This window comes from Mycobacterium sp. 23 (genome assembly GCF_048287075.1).
Taxonomy (GTDB): Bacteria; Actinomycetota; Actinomycetes; order Mycobacteriales; family Mycobacteriaceae; genus Mycobacterium; species Mycobacterium gordonae_B.
This window is the reverse complement of record NZ_JBLVUX010000005.1, coordinates 2,041,316-2,062,629: the sequence shown is the minus strand read 5'-3', so window position 1 is coordinate 2,062,629 and position 21,314 is coordinate 2,041,316. Positions and strand designations below refer to the sequence as shown.

The window sequence follows — 21,314 nt, the reverse complement described above, 5'->3', positions numbered from 1 at the left end:
TAAAAGTGTCAAGATATTGTTGGGCTCTATACTCTGGCGTGTGTCAGCCTCCGAAGGGCAGCTGCGTGGGACGCGTGCACGCGATGCCATCGTGGATGCCGCCCGCCGTCAATTCCTTGAGGTGGGTTTTCGCCGCGCCTCCATCGAGTCAATCTCTGCGGCCGCCGGAGTCTCCCGCCCGACTGTCTACGCGCACTTCGCCTCCAAACAGGAGGTGTTTCGCACCATTGTCGCGCAACTGCATGACGACCGCATCCGCGCCATGGCCGATGCCGCCGTCCCCGACGCGCCAATCGCCGATCAGCTCTACGCCGTCCTGTCGGCGCGCTTTGCGCCGTTCGTGGCCCTGACCGCCTCGTCGCCCTATGGTGCAGAGCTACTCGACGAGAACAGTCGCACCTGCGGGGACATCACCCGTGACTCGCGTCAACGCTCCACGCGGCTGCTGCGTGAGCTCTTGGCCAACGCTGATCGTGCCGGAACCATCAACCTGAGCGACGTCGGTCTCACACCAGCGACCGCCGCCGACGTCATCTACGACGCCGCCCGAGGCGCCAAAGAAGACGCAACACTGACCGTGCAGGCCTACCGGCGCCAACTGAGCCGGCTGGTCACCGTCCTCGCCCGCGGCCTGGGTGCCGGCCGCTAACCACTTCGTTTGTGCCATGCGAGCGTTGACCGCAAGTTGTTGGCGCTGCCGAGCATTCGAGTGATATAGAACGGGCGGCCGACCATCGCCGTCGGTCACACAGTCTGTATCGACACCCTGGCCGATCGACGCTCCCAAGCGGCACGCAGCGCCTCACCCAGCGTCCACGTGGCCGCACCCAGCAGAGCAATGTCTTTGATCAGAAAGCCGCCGGTGTCGGTGAGCAACGGAACATATACAGACGAATTCTCGACCACGCCTGGGGTAGTAAACAAGAAACTGAGCGTCGACAGGAAAAGGAAGACGGCGATGGCACTGCCGGTGGCCGCGGCCCAGGCCGAGACCGGCCGGCTCGCGATCAGTACGGCGGCGGCGATCTCGATAGTGCCCAGCGCACTGGACAACCCCTGAAGGCTGAAGATGTTGTACAGCCAGCTCATCAGGGGTTGGTTGTTGATGAACAGACTGATTGCCTGGGCCTCCTGAATCGTGAACTTCTGTAAGCCGATCCAGGCCAGCGGAATGCACAGTCCGTAGCGCAATATGACTCCGCCGAGAGTGCTGATGACATCAGCAGCTTTTGCCAGGGGTGCGTGCGGAGTGTGCATCAGAACTCCATCCAAGAGGTTCGGTGAAAACGGGTCACCGGTTAGTGACCGCCAGAGTGCAGAGCGTTACACCGGTGCCAGACCCACGCCTGCAGCTGCCTATGGCTTCGAAGCCGCCGTGATCTGGTCGCAGTGACTCCGGGCAGAGGAGGCCAGAAAGTCGCCATCGATCTACAGGCTGCGGCGTAAGCGTACTGCACGGTACACTTCTGCTTGACGCAGTCAGAACGGTCGCCGACTACTGCCCAACACGAGATGAGGCTCGAGTCCGACGTGACGACCTCTACACCGCCCGAAGGCGATTCGACCGCTTCTCCAACTGGCCGCGCCGAGAATGGCGCTCCTTCATCGGCGCCAACTGGCGAACACGTCGAGGGATATGGCTTTCCCGCGGCGTTATGGCGGGCACTGGAAAAGCGTCCTCCGCCGGGTCTTTTGCTGATCAGGTGGCGCAGTCCACTACGGGGTCCGTGGCTGACATCGGTGTTCGGACTCATTCTGTTGGTCGTATTGCCTGTCGTCATCTTGACCGGTCTGCTGTCATACATTGCTTATGGCCCCCAATTTGGCCAGGCCATCCCGTTCGACGTGGGCCTACTCAAGCTGCCTACCTTCGACTGGCCCACCAGGCCGAGCTGGCTGTACCGCCTGACACAGGGCCTGCACGTCGGACTGGGGCTGATCATCATTCCCGTAGTTCTCGCCAAGTTATGGTCTGTGATCCCACGCCTTTTCAGCTGGCCTCCGGCGCGATCAATCGCCGCCATCCTCGAGCGCGTCTCGCTGCTGATGCTGGTGGGCGGAATACTGTTCGAGATCGTCACCGGCGTGTTGAACATCCAGTACGACTACATCTTCGGTTTCAGCTTCTACACCGCCCACTACTTCGGGGCTTGGGTCTTCATCGCCGGTTTCGTTGCCCATGTCAGCATCAAGTTCAGCAAAATGATGACCGGTCTACGCTCACGATCGATGCGAAGCGTCCTGGCAACCTCGAGAATTGACACGGTCCCGGAACCGTCCGATGAGGACGGACTGGTGGCGCGAAATCCCGATCCGGCGACTCTGAGTCGCCGCGGCATGCTGGCCGTCGTCGCCGGTGGGAGCGCGCTTGTCGGAGTGCTGAGCGCGGGCCAGACTATCGGGGGAGTCATGCGTCGCGCGGCGGTGCTGCTGCCACGAGGACGTAGCTACGGCACGGGCCCAACTGATTTCCAGATCAACCGCACCGCAGTTGCCGCAGGGATCGATTCGAGGTTTACCGGAGCAGACTGGCATCTGCGACTCGTCGGCGTTGGCGATATAGCACTGGATCGCACGCAGCTGGCGGCGATGCCGCACCACACGGTGAAACTGCCGATCGCTTGTGTCGAAGGGTGGTCGACAACGCAGGAATGGACGGGGATCCGGCTCGGCGACCTCGCGGCGGCGGTCGGACTTCCACGGCCTGGTTCTGCACTCGTGTCATCGCTGGAACGTTTCGGAAGCTTCAATCACGCTGTGCTGCAAAGTAATCAAATCGTGGACCCGCGATCGCTTCTGGCGTTCCAAGTCAACGGCGCCGACCTTTCGCTTGACCACGGTTATCCGGCACGAATCATTGTTCCGGCTCTTCCTGGTGTGCATTGCACCAAGTGGGTGTCTTCTATCGACTTCCGGACGACATGATGCGTTACCTGCTAGGTGTGGGACGACGACTGTACGGTGAGCGATTGCTGCACCTCATCGTGTTGCTCTCCGCGCTGGCACTTGGGGGTTACGCAGTATCAATCCTCGGCCTCGAAGAACTTTTCAACCGGAGAGTTTGGTGGCAGTCGATCGCTGTCTGGTTCGCTGTCGCCATCATCGCTCATGACTTGGTCCTGTTTCCGCTTTACGCGATGGCGGAACGCCTGATCCCTGCGAGATCATTACCGAATGGGGCCGTTCGTCATCGCTCGGTACGCGATATTTTGATCGTCAATTACATCCGCTTACCCACCGTGGCAAGCGGGTTGATCCTCTTGCTCTTCCTGCCTGGCATCATCGAACAAGGGGCGTCGACATATCAGATGGCGACAGGGCTGACTCAGGCGCCGTACTTCTCGCGTTGGTTGTTGCTGACTGCCGGGTTCTACCTCGTGAGCGCAATCTGTTTCGTAGTGCGGGTAGCGCTGACCAAGCCGGTCGCCGGCGAGAACGTTGAGGGCGACGATGTTCGGGTGCCGGTAAGTGCCGACGGCCGGCGAACCGACAATCCGCAATGAATTCCTCACTTCGCGCACCAACACGAGCATGTCATGTCTTTCGACGCACAGAAGGTCGAGTACTTACCTAAGCTACCGAAATAAATTGTTGCACAGAATATCTCATCGTTTATATGAAAGCACCGAGTTGAGGAGAGGGTTCGCGGCGTCAGTCACCCAAAGTGTGTGCTGGGTCGCGACAGCAGCGCTTGGTCGACGTAGATGTCTAGCTTCTCGTTGTAGAACGCGACCATCCCGGCGATTTCCACGACGGAGATCGTAGGATGCCGATATGTCCAGGCCAGATCCGGGTGAAGACGCTCTCCGATCTCCACCGACCAATAGCCTGAGGTGATCCCCTTATACGGACAAATGGTCTGTGTTGGACTGGGCTTCAGATGCGAGAAGTCGATGTCGGTGCGGTCAATATAGTAGCGAGTAGGTAAACCCGTCTCGAAAAGTAGTACAGGACACTCGGTTTCCGCCAGTAGGACATCGTCGAGTTCGATTCTGACGTGACGGTGCGAGCGTAGCGCATCCACCCGGACATACGGGCTGCGCGGGTGGCCGATGAGCGGTTGGTCCTCCTCGAACCAGTCGAGCGCGTCCCAGTCGAAGCGGAAACTCCCCGCGAGCGGACCGGTATCGTAAAGGCGCGCAGCAGACTTAACCGTGCGGTTGCCGTCTGCCAGCGAGAACAGCCGCGAGGACCCTAGCTGGAGTTTCTGGGTGTGCTGCTCGTCGACCAGGCACAACGTGTCGACGTCCTCGATAGGCACGTAGTACTGCGGGTAATACGCCACCTCCCAGACGTAGTGGGCCGCCTTCGTGTCGAATACCAGGATCCCGTTGAAGTAGCCACGAACCCGGCGTGGGACCGGTTCGATGCGCCCACGGTCGGCCGCCATCTGAGGGTAGTCCCGGTGCGGATTAGTGGATTCTGGAATCATCACAGCTCCTTCGGCTGGCTGGGAATGGTCGTGACGCGTTGATGGCATGGCGCAGAACCTCGGTACTCGAGACCGAACCCGCCGATGAAATATTCGTTGGACCACCTAGCGTTTGAATGCTTCGGGGTGCATCGCGGCCACTCAAGCGAGGCTGTTTTCAGACGAGATAACGGGCCTCACTTCGCGTCGGCTCTTCTTTCTGTACGTAATGGTACAGTGCTGGTCCTGACCCACAACGCCTCGGCTCGACGAAGCCTGCCAAGCAGATGCTTCGTCGAGCCGAGGCGACGATCACGCTGACACGACAGGGAAGTCGATGTCGGTGTGGGCGACATTGTTGAAGTAGTTGGTCAGGACATTGAGCCCTACGTGGCCAATCACTTCGGCGATCTCAGCGTCGCTTGCGCCGGCGTGACGTACGGCGGCAAGGGCAGAGTCATCGATCTGTCCGCGGTGTTCGTTGACAGTCACAGCAAACGTGAGAAGTGCTGCGGTCTTCGCGTCGTCGGCGTCGCCCTTGCGCGCTGCGGCCACCTGCTCAGCGCTGAGGCCGGCGACCTTCTGCCCGAGGTAGGTGTGCGCCGACAAGCAGTAGGAGCACGCGTTGGATTGGGCGATCGCGATGGCCAATCGTTCGCGGGTGGACCTGTCGAGCGTGCCGCGGTCGAGGCCGCCTGCCAGGCCCAAATAGCCGTGCAGCAGCGCGGGGCTGTGTGCCATCGCGCGGGTCAGGTTGGGGACTGCGCCCATGGCTTTCTTGACCGCGGATAGGGCCGCTGCTTGGTCGGGAGCCGCAGTGGCGTCGGTTACGAGGGGCAGGTTGCTCATGATGTTCTCCTTCAGCGGGTGAATCTTTCGGGAACCGCGGCGCAGTTGGCGCAGCGGATACTGTGTAGTGACGATCGTGTCCGATTCCGTTACAGCCGCAGATGAAGGAGTTCGATACCGAGGTGGTGGTCGAAACGCGGACGGTTCCTGACGATCGGTGGAAAACCGAGGCCGATCTGATTACGGCGCTGAAAGCCGGCGATGCACAAGCATTTAGCGCCCTTGTCGAAACCCTGCACGCTCCGTTGGTGCGGATGGCCAGCGTCTATGTTCACGCAGCGATGGCCGAGGACGCAGTGCAAGATGCATGGCTCTCGGTGGTGCGGTCCATCGGTAAGTTCGAAGGTCGCGCGAGCCTCCGCACGTGGATCGTGCGCGTCGTCCTCAACCGTGTGCGCAGCCTCGCGCGGGGTCAGTTCAATACGGTGCCGTACGCGACGGCCGGGCCCGAAACCGACGTGCGGCCGTCGGTTGATCCGGATCGAATGGCCCATCCTGAACTCGGAGCACACTACTGGCGTGATGTGCCTGGCCGGTGGGACCTTTTACCCGAGCAGCGGCTGATGTCGGCGGAGGTTCGTGCGGTGGTACTTGATGGGCTGCGCAGGCTGCCGAGTGCTCAACGTGAGGTGGTGTCGATGCGTGACATCGAGGGCTGGTCGAGCGAGGAGACATGCGAGGCGCTCGGCATATCAGCGGCGAACCAACGTGTGTTGTTGCACAGAGGCCGCGCCGTACTACGCAACTTGCTGGAGGTGTACCTCGATGAGCGCTGACGACGCCTTCATCGCTAACGACTTGCGCATTGCCTGCGCGGACGCCGTCGCGTTGGTCACTGATTATCTCGAAACGGCCCTAGTGGCAACAGACTTGGCTCGCTTCGAGCAGCACACGAGCCTGTGCGAAGCGTGCAGAGTGTACGTAGACCAAATTCGACGGACGATATGGATTACGCGAGCGGCGCGGCAGGAGTCGATCGAGATCCGTCCCACCAACTTCGACGCGCTGATGGACGAGTTTCGCCGACATAGTCACGACTAGCGAATGACGGCATGCGCAACTCACCCGAGTCAGTTGGCGGCCTGGTATATACGGCAGAAGCGCCGATAGATGACCCATCTGTCGAAGCGCTACCGGAGCGATTGACGCGGTTGCCGACCGATCGGCGATTTGCGGCTGACGAATCCCAGCGGCAAACACGATTCTCACAGCAACGCTTGAGTGGTTCACGAGAGGCCGTCGGTCGGCCCCCGGGAAAGTTGCCGTCACCGGAAGGCGACTGAAACTTTGTGGGTGAAGTTGCTCGATGGTTGTAACGGGGCGGGGGTCTTTGATGTCTAATCTCTGCTCGTCGCAGTTGGGCGGCGAGTCCGAACAAATGAACGGAGAAAGAGATCCATGTCCACCCACTCGCGCGCCCTCGTCAACATTGCCGGGGCCAGCGGCTTCGCTCTCGACGGCTTTGATCCGGTCGCTTTTGTCACTGACAACGAGCCCGTCAACGGTGATCCGAGCATCACCGCCGAGCATCACGGCGCGCGCTACATGTTTGCCACCAGCGCACACCAGCAGATGTTCAACGCCAACCCGGACAGGTACGTCCCACAGTTTGGCGGCTTCTGCGCATTCGGGGTCTCGGTGGGCGCCCTGTTCCCGGCCGACATCATCAACACCTGGGAGGTGCGGGACGGCAAACTCACGGTGATCTTGAACGCAGGCCTCCGCAGCGAGTTCGATAAGGATTATGACGGCAACCTGGCCAAGGCCGACGGAAACTGGCCCGGCCTAGTCGGCGAGCACGGCAAGTAAGCAGAGGTAACATCTGGCCGGGCTTGGCGGACGTTCGACATGCGAGGGTCTGCGGTCCGCCAAGTCCAGCCCCAGATGTCCTTCGCTCGGCCGAAACGATGGTTGCCCATGAGACAGTTGCCCACGAGACGGTTTAGGGCACGGGATAGGCCGGTCGTAGTCCATCGGCGGCCATCGATAGCGCTACCGTCATTGCTTGACCTGTGTGTTTGGCTTCCAGTCATAATCGACGCCAAGTTTTGACAACACTCGCAGACATTGTAGGGAGCCATGGCATCGTTTCAGCAATCTCAGCCCGCGCGGCGCGCCAGTGCTGAGCGCACGCGGCGTCGGCTCATCGAGGCCGGACTGCGCATGGCGGAAGTCACCGGCTTGAATGACATGAGCGTCAATGCTGTAGTCCAATACGCAGGCGTCTCAAAGGGAACATTTTTCCACCATTTCAGCGATCGTGGGGCATACCTCGTGTCGCTGCACCGTCACTTCCACGACGCAATGTTCGAGCAGGTGCGGTCCGTGGCGACGACGTTGCCCGCCGGCCCGGACCGTCTTAACCGGATGGCTACGGTGTATCTGGATTACTGCCTCGAGAATCACGGAGTGCGCGCATTGATCCTAGAAGCCCGCGGTTCGCTGGCGATCCAGGATGAGGTGCGAGCGCGTTCGAAGCTCAGCGCAGCGTTCGTCGCGACGGACTTTGCCGCCATGGGCTGGCCGGAGCCCCAGCGAGCGGCCGATTTGTGGGTCGCCGCTGCCGGCGAGTGCGCCCTAATCGAGTTGGAGGCAGGCGGACCCGACCTCGCGACTCGTCGAACACTGCAATATGCGTTCACGCTTCCTCGGCAGGAATGAAGTTCACAGATCCCGGCAAGGCGCGTGCTCAAGACGGTCAACGTCGGAGTCCTCGCCAGAGCTCGCGCTCGCTGAACACATAGCCGGATCACTCCGGCGCAGCGCGGGAAACACCTCGGCAACAATCATCACCGGACCAAGCAACAGATTTTCTGGCCGCCGGGTGAACTGCGGGGCCCTTCGTTCGAAGAATACATGTCCGACGAACTGGACCGCCCACCCAGCTACAAACGTGGCCGCGAAACTCGTTACAGCATAGGCTGTTTCGCACTGGGTCGCCATGGCGTCCGCTATTCCGCAGGAGATCGTGCTAAAGGCGAGGAAGCCTATTCCGGCACGCACAGACCAGCGCGTTACCACCAACGAGGCCGCTGCTACTGCGACGGCCGCCCCGTTGATCAACGTGGCTGCGCCGTGATCAGACATCCGTACCAGGCTGAGCATGCCCAGCGCCGAGATTGCGATCATGGGAATACCGATTGCATGCAACGCCCGATTGGCCGGTGAACGGTGAATCGATTCGTACGACGCCATGATTCTGTTGAAGTCCGTCATTGCCGTTCCTGTACCGTTTCGGCGATGAATTGAGCGAACTCTGCAGCGAATCGGTCGGGTTCCTCCATAAAGGCAGAATGACCCGCGTTAAACTGCGTGACCCGCCTGCGGCGGAACGTCTCAGCGGCGGCTCTGGAACGACGCCACGACACAAATCGGTCTCGTTGGGCCCACGCCAGCCACACCGGCGCCGCCACGTGGGGTGCCAGCGCCCGGAGATCGGCGTCAGGCTCGCCAAAACCGCGCCACGCGTCGGCCAGCAGAGGCGCAGCGGCGCTCCCGGCGCTGATGATGTTGCGACGTTGCTCCTTGGCCGCCGCACGCGGTAGGACGAGGCATCGATAATAAAAGCCGAAAGCTGCTGGGAACCATTTGGCTTCGCGCGCGCCCGCTTCGAAGAACCAGGCCATCAGCGAGGTGGCCAGCCGAGCGGTCCGATCGACCGGCGCCAGTCCACCGGCATTGCATAGCACGACCGCCGCGAACGCCTCGGGCACGGTTGCGGCGGCAATAAGCGCCGCCGCACCACCGATCGAGTTGCCAACAACGATCGGACGCGTCAATTGGAGCCGATCCACGACCGCCAGTGCAAGTTCGGCGAAGTGCTGGGGGCGCATGGGTCGGCCGTCGTCGGGTGAGTGGCCGTGCCCCGGCCAATCGACTGCCACGATTTCGAAGTGGTTGCCTAGACGGGAAGCCATAGACGCGAAGTCTCCGCTGCCGTGACCTATCGCGTGCAGACACAACACTGGTACGCCGTGACCCCACCGCTTGATGGCTACGGATGAGCCACAGGCGTCGATGATCTCGACTGGGCGCGCTGCGCCCACGGCAGCTTTCAGAGCAATGCCGGCTGCGAGTCCTCCGGAAGCGGGCCGCGCGCACCTGACCGACTGCCGATTCATAAAAATTCCTTCCCACGCGTTCCCTAAGTGACCGACCAGTCGGTCACTATTCCAGGTCCCGCAAGCTCGCGCAACTGGCCCGCTCCTGCTTTCGGGTCACGCCGGGGACGCCTAAAGGCGGTTCGCGGGGTTAACTCTTCCCGCTCGACGAGGGCAGGGGCGAGGCTCCGCTGTCGCCGCCGACCACGTAGTCATGCAGCCATCTGCGTCGGGTCGAAAGTGGAAGGCTTTGGTCGCCGCGTCGAGTCGGCGCCTGAATAGCACTGCGGGTATTTCGAGCACGGAAGCGTAACGGTGCTCGGCTGCCTGCAACGCTGGGCAGCAGCAATCAGTAATGCAAAGTTCCGGCCTCGGGAGGATGGCAACAGCAACAACGAGTTGTACTGTTGAGTCTAGTCTCTGCTTGCCGTCGATCGTCTCCATCGAAAGGAACATATTGCCCTCTGTAGCAAAGGAACACGCCGCTGCTGCGCAGCAGAGCGGACACGTTGTCGCGACTCGGCCTCCGAGATGGTTAGCGGCCGCGCCGACAAACTATGTGACACTTCGTTACTCACGATGAGCTCTCTAGTGCGCCCGATCCGGCGTGACGACGTTGCCCAAATCAAGCGCATTGTCGAGGCGGTCGGTCTGTTCCCGTCGACGATGCTCGAGAAGATGATCGAGCCCTACTTCACACGACCCGACAATCGGCAGATCTGGATTGGACACCAAGCCGGTCAATTTCTTGCTGGCTTTGCGTTCTGCGAACCCGAACGAATGACAACCGGTACGTGGAATGTCCTCGCAATCGGTGTCCTGCCGCAGCTTCACGGGCGAGGCATTGGCGCTGAACTCATGGGTCATCTCGAGCGGTCTCTCGCCGATGCTGGTGAACGCATTCTGCTAGTCGAGACATCATCGCTTCCGGAGTTTGAGCGTGCCCGCCGCTTCTACCGCACGCTCAATTACACTGAGGAAGCACGCATTCGCGAGTTTTACGACGACGGCGACGACAAGATCGTCTTCTACAAGCGCCTCGGCTGACGCCCATCAACGGGTAACTGGAGTGACTCGGGACAGCTACGCTCTGTGACTCCGCCCCACCGCTTCCGGCCGCGAGGACGATTTGGATGCCTCGGCGCGGTCGACCTAGTCTGAGAACTCACCCTTACTATCGTGTGTCTCGCCAACACCGCCCCAGCGCGAAGCAATGTCCTTCGGCGTCACCGTCAGAGTTGTTGTTTACCGGCGTTAAAGTTGTCCAGTCGGCGGGAAACGACGTCCCACGCCACAACATTCCACCAAGCGTCCAAATACTCGGCTCGGCGGTTCTGATATCGCAGGTAGTAGGCGTGCTCCCACACATCGCAAGCCAGCAAACCGGGTCGACCGTAGAGCAAGACGCTGTCCTGGTTAGGAAGCGTGAGGATCTCCAGCTTCTTGGTGCCGGGGTTGATCACGAGAAATGCCCAGCCCGAACCGAATTGCTTGGCCGCGGCGGTCGCGAATTGCTCCTTGAATGCGTCAAGACCGCCGAAGTCGCGCTTGAGTGCGTCGGCCAAAGCACCTTGCGGTGTCGTGTCGCGCGGTGGCCCGATCACCTTCCAGAAGAACTGATGGTTGGCGTGTCCACCACCTTGTTCGCGCACGGTCTGGCGGATCTCGTCTGGCACCTCATCGAGGCGGCGGAGCAGATCTTCGATGATCAGTCCGTGCAACTGTGGGTACGGGGCGATCGCGGCGTTGAGTTTGTCGACATAAGTTTGGTGATGCTTGTTGTGGTGCAGCTCCATCGTGGCTGCATCAATGTAGGGTTCCAACGCGTCGTAGCCGTAGGGCAACGGGGGCAGGACGTACCCGGTGAAAGCATCGGCTTGCGTTCCGCTCGACATGGGGTGAACTCCGTTCGTTGACGTCGGATTCCCAAATTTTTTCTGCGCCTGCATCTGCACGGCCAGATCAAGCGTGCGCCTGATGCCGCCAACCTGCCAGTGCCCGGACGGTCACAGCTGACCCCATCGATCGGTCTAACCGCGCGCTATCCAAAAGTTGTAGAGGAGGACCGCTGTGCTGTTGCACAGCTGAGCCGCACCTTACAACCGAAACCGGAGCCGAGACTGTTATCCAACGACACTGCGCACAGCTCGGCGAATCCGGTGCTTCCTCCCAGCTGTAAAACGCTGCGGGACAACCCAGCACGGAACGCATAAGGCTTGTGGCCAGAGCGTGCGTTGTCACGACAGAAGCGGTCGCAGGGTCGGATCGACCCTGACGCTCAACAGCATTGGCCCGTCAGCGGCAAGGGCTTGCTCGAACGCGGAGCGCAGCCCCGCGTACTGTTCCACCCGGATGCCGGGTACGCCGAATCCTTCGGCCAGCTTGACCAGGTCTACGCCGGGTGTGTCCAATCCCGGCTGGTCATGACCAACGCCGAGGTAATCGCCGGATTCCTTGAGAACGGCGTAACCTGCGTTGTCGAGGACTACCACGACTATGCGCGCCTGATGTTGGGCTGCCGTCCATAAAGCCTGCAACGTGTAGAGCATCGCTCCGTCACCGGTTGCGCAAATGACGCGGCGGTCAGGTTGCGCAAGTTGCACCCCTACCGCGGTGGGCAAGCCATTGCCGATACCGCCCACGCCGGCGTAGAAGAAACCTTGTGGCACGGTGATCGGCATTCGCATGTGCATTGCCGAGGCGTGAGAAGACGCCTCCAACACCACGGCACCATCTTTTGGTCGAAGTTCTTCCAGTAGAGCGAATAAGGCGTGCGGTTGTATCGGATCCCCCGTAGCCGGGGTTGGCATGTTGGGTGTTGTCTGCGGCCAGGTGGCAGTCGTTTCCGGCACCGCCTGGGCCAGGGTCGTAAGCGCTAACTTGACGTTGCCCAGCACAGCGTCGCCTGCGGGCGCGCGGGCGGCCTCTTCGGGATCATCGGTGAACAGCAATAAGTCGCTATCTTCGGGCAGGACCGGACCCATGCCTCCCATGTCGAAGTCGAAAACCGCTGCGCCGACCACGACTAGCAAGTCGTGATCCTCAAGCCAATGACGGAGCAGTTCCCGGTCAAACACCAAAGCACCGCGAAAGAGTCGATGGTTCTCGGGAAAAGCCGCACGACTCGCGGCCGGCGCGCCGTACACGGCGGCACGCAACTTTTCGGCAAGCGCGACCATCTCATCCCACGCTCCCGCTCGGTCAATCGCGGCCCCAGCGATCAAACAGGGGTTTCTGGCGGCCGCGATACGCCCTGCGGCTGACGCCAATGCCTGCGGGTCAGGCGCAACGCGGGTAGAGACCCGACGAATGACGAGTGGCAACGGGTCTGCTTCGCGCTCCCAATCATCTACCGGCAGCACCAGAAAGACAGGCCCCTGCGGCTCTTGACAGGCGATGTGGATCGCGCGCTGGAAGGCGGCGGGAATGTCCTGCGCGCGTTGAGGTTCGTAGGACCACTTCACATACGGCTTAGGCAGGTCGCGGGCGTCCCGGTTGTAAAAGCCCGGCTCGTAAAGGCACATATCACGGCGCTGCTGACCACAGGTGATGATCAGCGGCGTCTTGTTGTGAAACGCTGTCTTGAGATTGCCCATCGCGTTGCCCACACCTGGTGCATTGTGCAGATTCACAACCACCGGCATACCCGTCACACCCGCATAGCCGTCAGCCATACTTACGACGGCCGCTTCTTGCAGACCTAGGTAGTAGGTGAAATCCGCCGGAAAGTCGGTGAGAAAAGGCAACTCGGTGAACCCAGGATTTCCGAAGAATGTCGTCACTCCGTGGGCTCGCAGCATGTCGTAGGTCCGCTGGCGCACCGTCGGCATCAGAGGTCTCCTCAAACTCACGGGTCCGTCAACCTAGCGCATGCCCGTCGAGATGGCGAGGCCATCACGCGAGCCAACGCGGGCAGCGCGTTGCCGCACTGTACTGATCAGTCTAAGCTACCGTAGCGTATCGGTGGAACGTCCGAACTTCGCGCGCACCACAGAGATATACCGTGTGTCATTGGCCCGACCCCGCAGCCCGATGCAGGATCGTCGGCTTGAGATCGAAAGGTAGGCTGTGACAGCTCTCGCCGCGCGGTCGGTCGCCATGGCAGATCGCCGCGTCGGCCATGCAACAAGCAACGCGAGCATCCACATGCGACCAGTTTCTGCAGTCGGGCATGTCAAAGGGCTACGGCGGACGGATGGATCGGAACGGTGCCGATGAACCGCCCGGCATGCTCGAACGTGCTTCGGTCGGCTGAACGCGCGGAGTGCCGGCCAAACCCGCGTACGGTGTGGCTTTCGGATCCGCACCGGCAGTCCTGCTGCCGTGTGGACCGCTGGCTCGACGAACATCTCAGCAGGCTCAATGACGCCGACGCCTCGGTCCCGCTCGAGAGCCAGTCGGGGAAAGGGTGACGTATCGATGGAGACCTACGATCTCGCGATCATCGGAACCGGTTCGGGCAACAGTATTTACAACGAACACTATGCGGCCAAGCGGGTGGCGATCTGCGAGCAGGGCACCTTCGGCGGTACGTGTCTGAACGTCGGGTGCATTCCGACCAAGATGTTCGTCTACGCCGCCGAGGTGGCCAAAACGATCCGGGGTGCGGCCCGGTATGGCGTGGATGCGCATATCGACGGGGTGCGCTGGACGGACATCGTGTCGCGGGTGTTTGGGCGGATCGATCCGATCGGGCCCAGCGGCGAAGACTACCGCCGGTCGGCTCCCAACATCGACGTCTACCGCAGCCATACGCGTTTCGGGCCGGTCGCTGCCGATGGGCGTTATCTGCTGCGTACGAACGTCGGCGAGGAGTTCACCGCCGACCAGGTGGTGATCGCCGCAGGTTCGCGACCGACGGTTCCGCCGGCAATCACCGCCTCCGGGCTCAGATACCACACCAGCGACACCATCATGCGGATACCCGCGCTGCCCGAGCACCTGGTCATTGTCGGAAGTGGTTTCGTAGCGGCCGAGTTCGCCCATGTCTTCTCCGCCCTAGGTTCACGCGTGACACTGGTGGTCCGTGGCAGTTGCCTGCTGCGGCACTGCGATGACACCATCTGCGAACGGTTCACCCGCGTGGTGGCGGACAAGTGGGAACTGCGGACCCACCGCAATGTCGTTGGCGGACAGAATCGGGACTCGGGTGTGTCGCTGCAACTCGACGACGGAAGCATCCTGGATGCGGACGCGTTGCTGGTCGCAACAGGGAGGGTGTCCAATGCCGACCTGCTGGACGCAGAGCAGGCCGGAGTCGCCCTCGAGTACGGCCGCGTCGTCGTCGACAAATTTCAACGGACCTCCGCCCATGGGATTTTCGCACTCGGCGACGTGTCTTCGCCGTTTCAGCTCAAGCATGTCGCCAACCACGAGGCCCGTGTCGTGCAGCGAAATTTGCTCTGCGACTGGGATGACACGGGGTCGATGGCCGTCACCGATCACCGGTTCGTTCCGTCGGCGGTGTTCACCGATCCCCAGTTAGCCAGCGTCGGATTGACCGAAAACCAAGCCGTGGCAAACGGGTTCGACATCTTGGTCAAGATCCAGGACTATGGCGCTATCGCCTACGGGTGGGCGATGGAGGACACCACCGGACTCGTCAAGCTGATCGCCGAGCGCAGCACCGGCCAGCTGTTAGGCGCGCACTTCATGGGCTACCAGGCGTCCTCGCTGATTCAGCCGCTGATCCAGGCGATGAGCTTCGGCCTCACCGCCCACGAGATGGCCCGCGGCCAGTACTGGATCCACCCCGCGCTGCCCGAAGTGGTGGAGAACGCCCTACTGGGGCTGAGCTGACTCCCTCCCGGCACCCTGGGCGAATCCTAAAGTCTTGGATTGAAGGTCGGCTCGACTGCGTCATTGTCCAGCGGCAGGATGGTAGAGCGGCGCCGGCGTGTGCTGGTAATCCTCTGCGAGGATTGACAAGCCGCGGGCTGGCATCGAGCCGACCCAATAGCGCAACGCTGCCAACAAGCTCCGTGCAGTAGGTCGAGAACTGCTGGGGGATGCTGCGGTTTCCACGCTCCGTCCGCGAGGCCGCAGTGCCATGAGGCGCTGACGTCTGGCAGGCCGCCTACACCGACTCGCCGCCGGCCCCGTCTTCACCCGAGGCGATGCTGTCACCACATCCTCAGGAATCAGGAGAAGTATTGCGAGGGCGCCTGGAAACCAACTCGGACTGCTCAATTCTCCGCCGGAACCGACGGACCTGTCCGGATGGGCAGGGTCAAGCCCGGTTGTCTGACGGTGGCGGGGGCTCAACGTACAGGCGATGGTGCAGGCAGTGTTTGTGGGAAAGGCTGAAGTGGTGGCTGAACAGCGAAGGGCCTCGGGAGCACGCCGTTTCCAACACAGAGCCGAAGTCTGTGAACACACCACCGCGCGCGACTTCGGCGATCAGAAGGTGGCCACGCGTAGTGGCGGCCTTGCGTCTTTGCGCGATGGGTTCGGCACCTCTAGCGGTGGGTACGCAACGAAGCCAGAAGTCTTGCCTTGCGGAAGGATTCCACGAAAGTTGTTAACACGAAGGTGTCAGTCTTCGCCGATCTACAGGGAGTTCGAGCCATGTCGCATTCTGGACGGTTGACAGGAAAGCGTGCGTTGGTAACCGGTGGCGGCCGGGGTATCGGTGCCGCGATCGCGCGACGCTTAGCAAGCGAGGGTGCACGAGTCGCGGTCAATTACGTGCGTGATGCGGCCTCTGCTGAGGCATTGATCCGTGAGCTGGGCGGGGGTGATCGGGCGCTTGCGGTCCAGGGCGACGTAAGCGATGCTGCCCAGACCGCTGATCTGGTTGCTCAGGTAGTGGCGGCGTTCGGCGGGTTAGACCTGTTGGCTAGCAACGCTGGTGTCGAGCATTTCGGGCCTTTGGAATCAATTACGCCGGTCGATGTAGATCGAGTGTTTCACGTCAATGTTGCAGGGCAGCTTTTCGCGACCCAGGCGGCGGTCGCGGCGATGACGCAGGGCGGCCGCATCTTGCTCACCTCGTCGATCAGCGCTCGGATTGCGGTGTATCAGCACACGCTGTACGCAGCCAGTAAGGCCGCGGTTTCAGCGATGGTGCTGAATCTGGCGCCAGAACTGGCCGAACGCGGCATCGGCATCAATGCGATCGCCCCAGGAGGTACGAACACCGACATGGCAGCCAAGCACGCCGCAAGCTACACACCGCCAGTGCTGCGCGACTTGGCGCCCGAGGTCGTCGTTAAGTCAATGAATTCGCTGGGCCGATGGGCCGAGCCAGCTGAAATTGCCTCGGTCGCAGCATTTTTGCTCTCGGATGACGCGTCATACATCACAGGAGCAACCATCGACGCCGCGGGCGGCTGGATGTAGGGCGCGGCTATCGCATCAAGCCGGGGCATCACGCTTGGCATCGAAGGACCACTACAGCCAGCGTCGCAGTGGTCCTTCGATCAGTCGTTGCCCGCGCTGGCGACGATGCAATGTCCGTACCACTAATGATGTGGCGGACAGGCGCGTTGACTGAGCTGGCCACGCGATGACGATCACGGAAAGCGCTGCCATAATTGGATATTGAGCAATGAGCTGGTCGGAGCTCCAGTAGGAAAGTAGGGTCAGTATCGAGCCCATCGCCGCAGGCAAGCTGAGCACTCCGACAATCAGCGCGATTCCTAACGTGGTTTCGAGTAGCGGAATCATTACCCCGAACAAGCCTGCGTTGTCGCGAAGCACCGATTCCGAGAGAGCTGTGAAGTAGTCGGGGACCCTGCTATTGGCCTTCGCGCCGTCGACAACGAGCAAGATGTCGGCGCGACCAAAGTGTGCGCGATATTTGAACCAGCCCTCGTGCAGCCATAAGATGCCTAGCGCCGCCCTTGCCGCGCCGAAGGCGATCCATGCCAACAGCGCGGCAGGGCGTGCCTGAGAACTCATGAGAGCGTGGCGGCCCCGAAGGATGCCTTGGCCTTGTCGCAGTGAATCACTACGGTGGTGTACTTCGATTCGTCGAGGCCGCTGAGCGGGAATGTCTGCGAACTCTTGTCGAAAGCGACGCTGGCGATCACCTTGCCCGCGGCGACGGCGCTCTCGTCAGTGCCATTAGCCAGGTAGATGTGCAAATCCGGCCCTTCGTCGGAGGAAAAGTTCGACAACACGATCTGGCCGTCGGTCACTGTGACTTTGCCCGCAACCTGCTTACCGTTGAGCCCGGTGAATGTGCCTGAACGCGACGCGGCAGACCCCTGGGGAGCCGTCACGCTCGACTGGGATGACGAGCTCGATTGGCCCCCTTTGCTCGAGGAACTGCATCCACTTAACAGCAGGGCTACCGACAACAGTGCTGCGGAGATGAGTGCGGTCAATCGCATCGTGAAGTCCTTTCGGTGAGCGCCATAACGACAGCAGCCTATATGTACTTATCGGTACAGGGAAGCTTGTCGCCGAAATATCCTGCAACCGTGTGGGTGTGTGTGTGACATCGGTCAGGGTTCCCAACCATCAGGGCTCGCGGGCTGGCGGCGACACCGTGCCGCGACAGCTGTGATGAACGCGTGCTGTGCGATTTCGGAGCTGCGGTGTCGCGGCGCGCGGTGATTGAACGACCAGTAGGTGTATGTGTGCCTGGGGCCGCACCGAGCACCATTCGATCAGGGAGGTCGGTTTTGGTCGGCGCTCCCTGGTCGCCTGCGCAAGCGTCGACGTCGAGGGCCTGATTGGGGCAGGGCCAGCAGCCGCAGCGCTATCGGTGGAAATGTTAGGACGGACAACATCCCCGCGCCTGCAATGGCGGTGGATGTCGACCGAGACAATAAACCCATCTGCAGACCAACTTGGGCGGCTGTGAGAAGAAATGGCAGCGAAGTTGCCTGCAACAGGGCAGACGCGAGCAACTGAGTTTTGGATAACTCCTGCCAGAACACGACGACAGGCAGACCCCGCACCGCCAACAGTGCTGCGAGGAACAGAGCCATTTCCGCCAGGGTCGCGGGCTGCTGTGTCAAGCCTTCCACGTCGAGCGCCATTCCGCTGCGGATGAAGTAGACCGGCACGAGTAGTCCAAAGGCGATCGCTTCGATCTTGATGCGATAGAGCGGGTGGGCACGTTGGGGTTCGGGGTCGACGGTACGGACCAGCACCCCGGCCAAGAATGCGCCGAGGATCGATTCGAAGCCCAGACGTGCTGCCGCGAAGGCGATTCCCGTCACCACCAACACGGTAAGACGAATCCGGATTTGGGCGCTGGTATCAGCGAGCCGTTGAATGAGAAAGACGATGCGCGAAGCATGTCTGGCACCTGCTAGAACTGTGCCGACTCCGCCGACAAGGGTCAAGAGCAAACCGAGAAGGAGCAGTCGTCCGATGAGGGGGGTCGGCGATCCGGCCACCCCTAACGAGAACGCCACTACTGCTGCAACTTCGCCGGCGGACGCGCATGACACGGTGATGACGCCTACAGGTTGGCGGGCCACCGCAGCGTCTGCCAAGACGGGCACTACAACTCCGAGCGAGGTCGCCAGCAGGGCTATACCGACCAGAAGGCTGCCCTGACCGATCCTCGCATCCATCGTTACCATCGTCGCGGCGCTGAGCAGCATCGAGATGAGCAACGACATCATCACCTTGGGTCCGATCCTCGTCCTGAAGCGACGCACGTCGACTTCGAAGCCGGCCAAGAACAGTAGGAACGACAATCCCAACGTTCCCAGCGTGTTTACCAGTTCATCCGGCCTGGCCCAGCCGAGCGCCGCAGGACCAATCAAGATACCGGCTAGCATTTCCAGGACCGGTCCGGGCAGTCGCAACTTACCGGTCATGGTGTAGACGAATGGCACGACGGCCCCGAAAGCCAAGACGACCACCAGATTGCTCGATATCACAGACCCTACCTATGGCCTAGGGCAGCGGAGCTTCCGCCGTCAAGGGGTGAATACCAGCCTCGGTATTCACGACTGATGCAAAATTTTGACTACCACAACAACATCTTCGACCGCGAGACACATTGTACTGGTAGGTACATTTAGGCCGGCTGGTGAAATCCGGCTCGCCAGTGCTCGGCAAAAAGGTGGTCGCGCATTAGTCCGATCGAGTCGGCGCTACATGAGTCTGACGATCAGGTACCTGCAGGCGGCTTACGAACTTCACCAGCGATGTTGTAAAGCCCCAATTCGGCGGTGGCATGTGTCGCCACGATCGCGTCAACGGGCCGCTTTCGGATGATGTGCCGGGTTGTCCAAAGTCCGTTCTGCTTGGGGTCAGCCTCTGGTGTGCCGCCGGGCGCCCCGGCGCCGAGAGCCCTGCCGATATGGGCCGTAGCGATCGGACCATTTAGCACTACGCGAAACAAGAGCTCATCGAATGCGGTTGGCTGTCCGACCTCGACCGGGCTGAGCAGGCCGAGCCGACGGCAATTATCGAGTCCGTCTCGAGTAGAACGCAAACGGAGTTGCGCAACCGCCATCGGTGGAGGACGCGTATCGAGTCGGCCAACGCGATCTTCGAGTTCCAAGAGAACGTCCTAAAGCGCCAACGGCGTCACTCCGCGCTCGGCATACGCACTCCGAGGGAGCTCGAACTGCTCCTACAATCCACCGACCCCGTGGCGTAAAACCAAGTATGACAACACCGTTGAGCGTGAGCGCGGGATAGACCAAATTCTCCGGGGAAACCAGGACAACCAATCGGATCGTAAGCCGCGACTTTGCCGAAGCTATCGCAGCTAATGGCAAACGATTCGCCCGGCATGATTGGGTACATCACCTGCGCGTCGGAGAGGCCTCTAGCTGCACGCCGCAGCATCAACACCCTCCGGATCCGAAAGGTCTGTATGAAAAATAGATTTCGCGGACTGCGGCATGCCCTACCGGGTGAGGTCCCGGGTCAATACTTTTCGACCCTGGTCGGCAAAATTCCTCTTCGCGTAATAGCTGACAAGATGCGCGACGTCGTTGGCCTTCGGCACTACGACCACTTCGAGGGCCTGGCAACCGCGAGACCGAGCCCAATCGCAGCTGTCGTCAATGAGCGCGGTCGCGACTCCCGATCCCCTTGAGGCCGGTGCGACGAACAGATCCTCAAGTTCAGCGATAGCACCATATTCAAGCCCGAAGCTAAGGGTTGTGATGGCAAAGCCAACGATGTCGTGCTGCCGGCCCGCCACGGCGACGCGGGCGGCATGGCTGTGCAGCAGAAAGGCCAGGTTGTCACGGAGCTGTGAAACCGGCGTCGCAAATCCGTCTTCGAGGTAGAAGGCGGCAGCCAAGGTCAGCAGGCGCGTAAGCTCGGTCGAGCCCGCCGCGCGGATGTCGAAACCAGTCATCATGCGCCTCGCAAGGGTGTATGCCAGTCATATCCGCTATCGCGGCTCTGCCCGCCGCGCAAAGATGCTGCTTGACAACGGTAGTGCAGTTCACTGTGTACTGCGTACTGTGGCGGGAAGGAGGGGCCATAGCGGCATTTTCGCCGCAGAGCAGGCAGACATCCTGACGCGCCAACGAAGCTGATCTGACAAGTTATTACTGCAATGCGAACCCAGTCAATGTACCAAAGAGTACACTTAATGTGCCACCCGAACACGAGCAAATCGACCGACGATGCGCCGTGAAACTTTCTCGCGCACTGATTTGTTGGCGTTTCTTGCGTCCGCCCTCCGCAAGATGCGGTCCAGTGCACTGCTGCGTCGCCACTACCACGCCCGACCTCACCGCGGTTGTGGGGCGGCTCCGATGAGCATCGGCACTCAAGGGACGGGTCATCAGAGCATTACACCTCCGGGTTGATCGGGTTAATTGCCCCGTCACAGCCCGGGTCGACCAAGCAGAACAATTCTGATCCGCGGGATTCGTTGTGCAACAGCGACTCCGACTGAAGGAAGGCGTGAATTGCAGTGAGCGTAGACCTGTCTCATTCGGGCTGCCATCGCAGGTCCGGATTGAATTCCCTATCTCGCAATGATCGTCTTCGTCACGATGTGTCGGCTGTCACGTCCA

General features: G+C 61.1%; 21 protein-coding genes. 10 read left to right on the top strand and 11 right to left on the bottom strand.

The features are described from left to right. Positions 1-40 precede the first annotated feature (40 nt). A complete protein-coding gene (locus ACNQS7_RS10430) occupies positions 41-649 on the top strand; it encodes a TetR/AcrR family transcriptional regulator (RefSeq protein WP_033719507.1) in 609 nt (202 codons plus the stop codon). A gap of 95 nt (positions 650-744) precedes the next feature. On the opposite strand, the gene ACNQS7_RS10425 is transcribed toward ACNQS7_RS10430, so the two are convergent. After that, the gene (locus ACNQS7_RS10425) at positions 745-1,257 is read right to left on the bottom strand and encodes a YkgB family protein (protein WP_033719506.1); all 513 of its coding nucleotides are present in this window, start codon (positions 1,255-1,257) and stop codon (positions 745-747) included. A 408-nt stretch (positions 1,258-1,665) separates the two neighbouring features. Between ACNQS7_RS10425 and ACNQS7_RS10420 the strand changes: the two genes are divergently transcribed. Together ACNQS7_RS10420 and ACNQS7_RS10415 are read left to right on the top strand one after the other, a co-directional pair. Continuing rightward, positions 1,666-2,925, top strand: coding sequence for a molybdopterin-dependent oxidoreductase (locus ACNQS7_RS10420; RefSeq protein ID WP_236723054.1), 1,260 nt, complete (start codon positions 1,666-1,668; stop codon positions 2,923-2,925). Between the two features lie 44 nt (positions 2,926-2,969). Further along, complete coding sequence (locus ACNQS7_RS10415) at positions 2,970-3,503, top strand: hypothetical protein (RefSeq protein ID WP_306420368.1); 534 nt, start codon at positions 2,970-2,972, stop codon at positions 3,501-3,503. Positions 3,504-3,655: 152 nt separating this feature from the next. Here ACNQS7_RS10415 and ACNQS7_RS10410 read toward each other — a convergent pair whose 3' ends face one another. After that, the gene (locus ACNQS7_RS10410; RefSeq protein ID WP_033719530.1) at positions 3,656-4,432 is read right to left on the bottom strand and encodes a DUF427 domain-containing protein; all 777 of its coding nucleotides are present in this window, start codon (positions 4,430-4,432) and stop codon (positions 3,656-3,658) included. A gap of 291 nt (positions 4,433-4,723) precedes the next feature. Beyond that, a complete protein-coding gene (locus ACNQS7_RS10405; protein WP_033719505.1) occupies positions 4,724-5,260 on the bottom strand; it encodes a carboxymuconolactone decarboxylase family protein in 537 nt (178 codons plus the stop codon). A 101-nt stretch (positions 5,261-5,361) separates the two neighbouring features. Between ACNQS7_RS10405 and ACNQS7_RS10400 the strand changes: the two genes are divergently transcribed. The 4 genes from ACNQS7_RS10400 to ACNQS7_RS10385 all read left to right on the top strand — a co-directional run bounded on the left by ACNQS7_RS10400 (position 5,362) and on the right by ACNQS7_RS10385 (position 7,921). Then, a complete protein-coding gene (locus ACNQS7_RS10400) occupies positions 5,362-6,036 on the top strand; it encodes an RNA polymerase sigma factor (RefSeq protein WP_225345393.1) in 675 nt (224 codons plus the stop codon). Next, the gene (locus ACNQS7_RS10395) at positions 6,026-6,301 is read left to right on the top strand and encodes a zf-HC2 domain-containing protein (RefSeq protein WP_033719504.1); all 276 of its coding nucleotides are present in this window, start codon (positions 6,026-6,028) and stop codon (positions 6,299-6,301) included. The genes ACNQS7_RS10400 and ACNQS7_RS10395 overlap by 11 nt, the downstream gene beginning before the upstream one ends. Before the next feature lie 357 nt (positions 6,302-6,658). Continuing rightward, positions 6,659-7,069: a YHS domain-containing (seleno)protein gene (locus tag ACNQS7_RS10390; protein WP_050594578.1), complete on the top strand. Its 411-nt coding sequence runs from the start codon at positions 6,659-6,661 to the stop codon at positions 7,067-7,069. Positions 7,070-7,339: 270 nt separating this feature from the next. Further along, on the top strand, positions 7,340-7,921 hold the full coding sequence (locus ACNQS7_RS10385) for a TetR/AcrR family transcriptional regulator (protein ID WP_050594270.1): 582 nt from the start codon (positions 7,340-7,342) through the stop codon (positions 7,919-7,921). 3 nt (positions 7,922-7,924) lie between these two features. Here the strand turns inward: ACNQS7_RS10385 and ACNQS7_RS10380 are convergent, their stop codons facing one another. Beyond that, the gene (locus ACNQS7_RS10380) at positions 7,925-8,476 is read right to left on the bottom strand and encodes an Mpo1-like protein (protein ID WP_075545908.1); all 552 of its coding nucleotides are present in this window, start codon (positions 8,474-8,476) and stop codon (positions 7,925-7,927) included. Further along, positions 8,473-9,381, bottom strand: coding sequence for an alpha/beta fold hydrolase (locus ACNQS7_RS10375; protein ID WP_080691824.1), 909 nt, complete (start codon positions 9,379-9,381; stop codon positions 8,473-8,475). The genes ACNQS7_RS10380 and ACNQS7_RS10375 overlap by 4 nt, the downstream gene beginning before the upstream one ends. Before the next feature lie 558 nt (positions 9,382-9,939). Here ACNQS7_RS10375 and ACNQS7_RS10370 point away from each other — a divergent pair. Further along, positions 9,940-10,407, top strand: a complete 468-nt coding sequence (locus ACNQS7_RS10370) for a GNAT family N-acetyltransferase (RefSeq protein ID WP_033719501.1) — start codon at positions 9,940-9,942, stop codon at positions 10,405-10,407. A gap of 185 nt (positions 10,408-10,592) precedes the next feature. On the opposite strand, the gene ACNQS7_RS10365 is transcribed toward ACNQS7_RS10370, so the two are convergent. Beyond that, on the bottom strand, positions 10,593-11,309 hold the full coding sequence (locus tag ACNQS7_RS10365; RefSeq protein ID WP_272896424.1) for a superoxide dismutase: 717 nt from the start codon (positions 11,307-11,309) through the stop codon (positions 10,593-10,595). A gap of 288 nt (positions 11,310-11,597) precedes the next feature. Beyond that, positions 11,598-13,190 carry a benzoylformate decarboxylase gene (mdlC, locus tag ACNQS7_RS10360; protein WP_075545907.1) on the bottom strand — a complete coding sequence of 531 codons (1,593 nt, stop codon included), beginning with the start codon at positions 13,188-13,190 and terminating at the stop codon, positions 11,598-11,600. 589 nt (positions 13,191-13,779) lie between these two features. On the opposite strand from mdlC, the gene mtr reads away from it, so the two are divergent. Together mtr and ACNQS7_RS10350 are read left to right on the top strand one after the other, a co-directional pair. Beyond that, complete coding sequence (gene mtr / locus ACNQS7_RS10355) at positions 13,780-15,159, top strand: mycothione reductase (RefSeq protein WP_033719500.1); 1,380 nt, start codon at positions 13,780-13,782, stop codon at positions 15,157-15,159. A gap of 768 nt (positions 15,160-15,927) precedes the next feature. Further along, the gene (locus ACNQS7_RS10350) at positions 15,928-16,701 is read left to right on the top strand and encodes an SDR family NAD(P)-dependent oxidoreductase (RefSeq protein ID WP_033719499.1); all 774 of its coding nucleotides are present in this window, start codon (positions 15,928-15,930) and stop codon (positions 16,699-16,701) included. Positions 16,702-16,752: 51 nt separating this feature from the next. Here ACNQS7_RS10350 and ACNQS7_RS10345 read toward each other — a convergent pair whose 3' ends face one another. From ACNQS7_RS10345 to ACNQS7_RS10330, 4 genes are all read right to left on the bottom strand, one after another. Next, positions 16,753-17,262 carry a DoxX family membrane protein gene (locus ACNQS7_RS10345; protein ID WP_075545906.1) on the bottom strand — a complete coding sequence of 170 codons (510 nt, stop codon included), beginning with the start codon at positions 17,260-17,262 and terminating at the stop codon, positions 16,753-16,755. Further along, on the bottom strand, positions 17,259-17,585 hold the full coding sequence (locus ACNQS7_RS10340; protein WP_241780184.1) for a DM13 domain-containing protein: 327 nt from the start codon (positions 17,583-17,585) through the stop codon (positions 17,259-17,261). Before ACNQS7_RS10340 ends, ACNQS7_RS10345 begins: the two co-directional genes overlap by 4 nt. Positions 17,586-17,975: 390 nt before the next feature. Next, positions 17,976-19,205 carry a cation:proton antiporter gene (locus tag ACNQS7_RS10335; RefSeq protein ID WP_075545905.1) on the bottom strand — a complete coding sequence of 410 codons (1,230 nt, stop codon included), beginning with the start codon at positions 19,203-19,205 and terminating at the stop codon, positions 17,976-17,978. 980 nt (positions 19,206-20,185) lie between these two features. Then, positions 20,186-20,644 carry a GNAT family N-acetyltransferase gene (locus tag ACNQS7_RS10330; protein WP_033719524.1) on the bottom strand — a complete coding sequence of 153 codons (459 nt, stop codon included), beginning with the start codon at positions 20,642-20,644 and terminating at the stop codon, positions 20,186-20,188. Positions 20,645-21,314 lie beyond the last annotated feature (670 nt).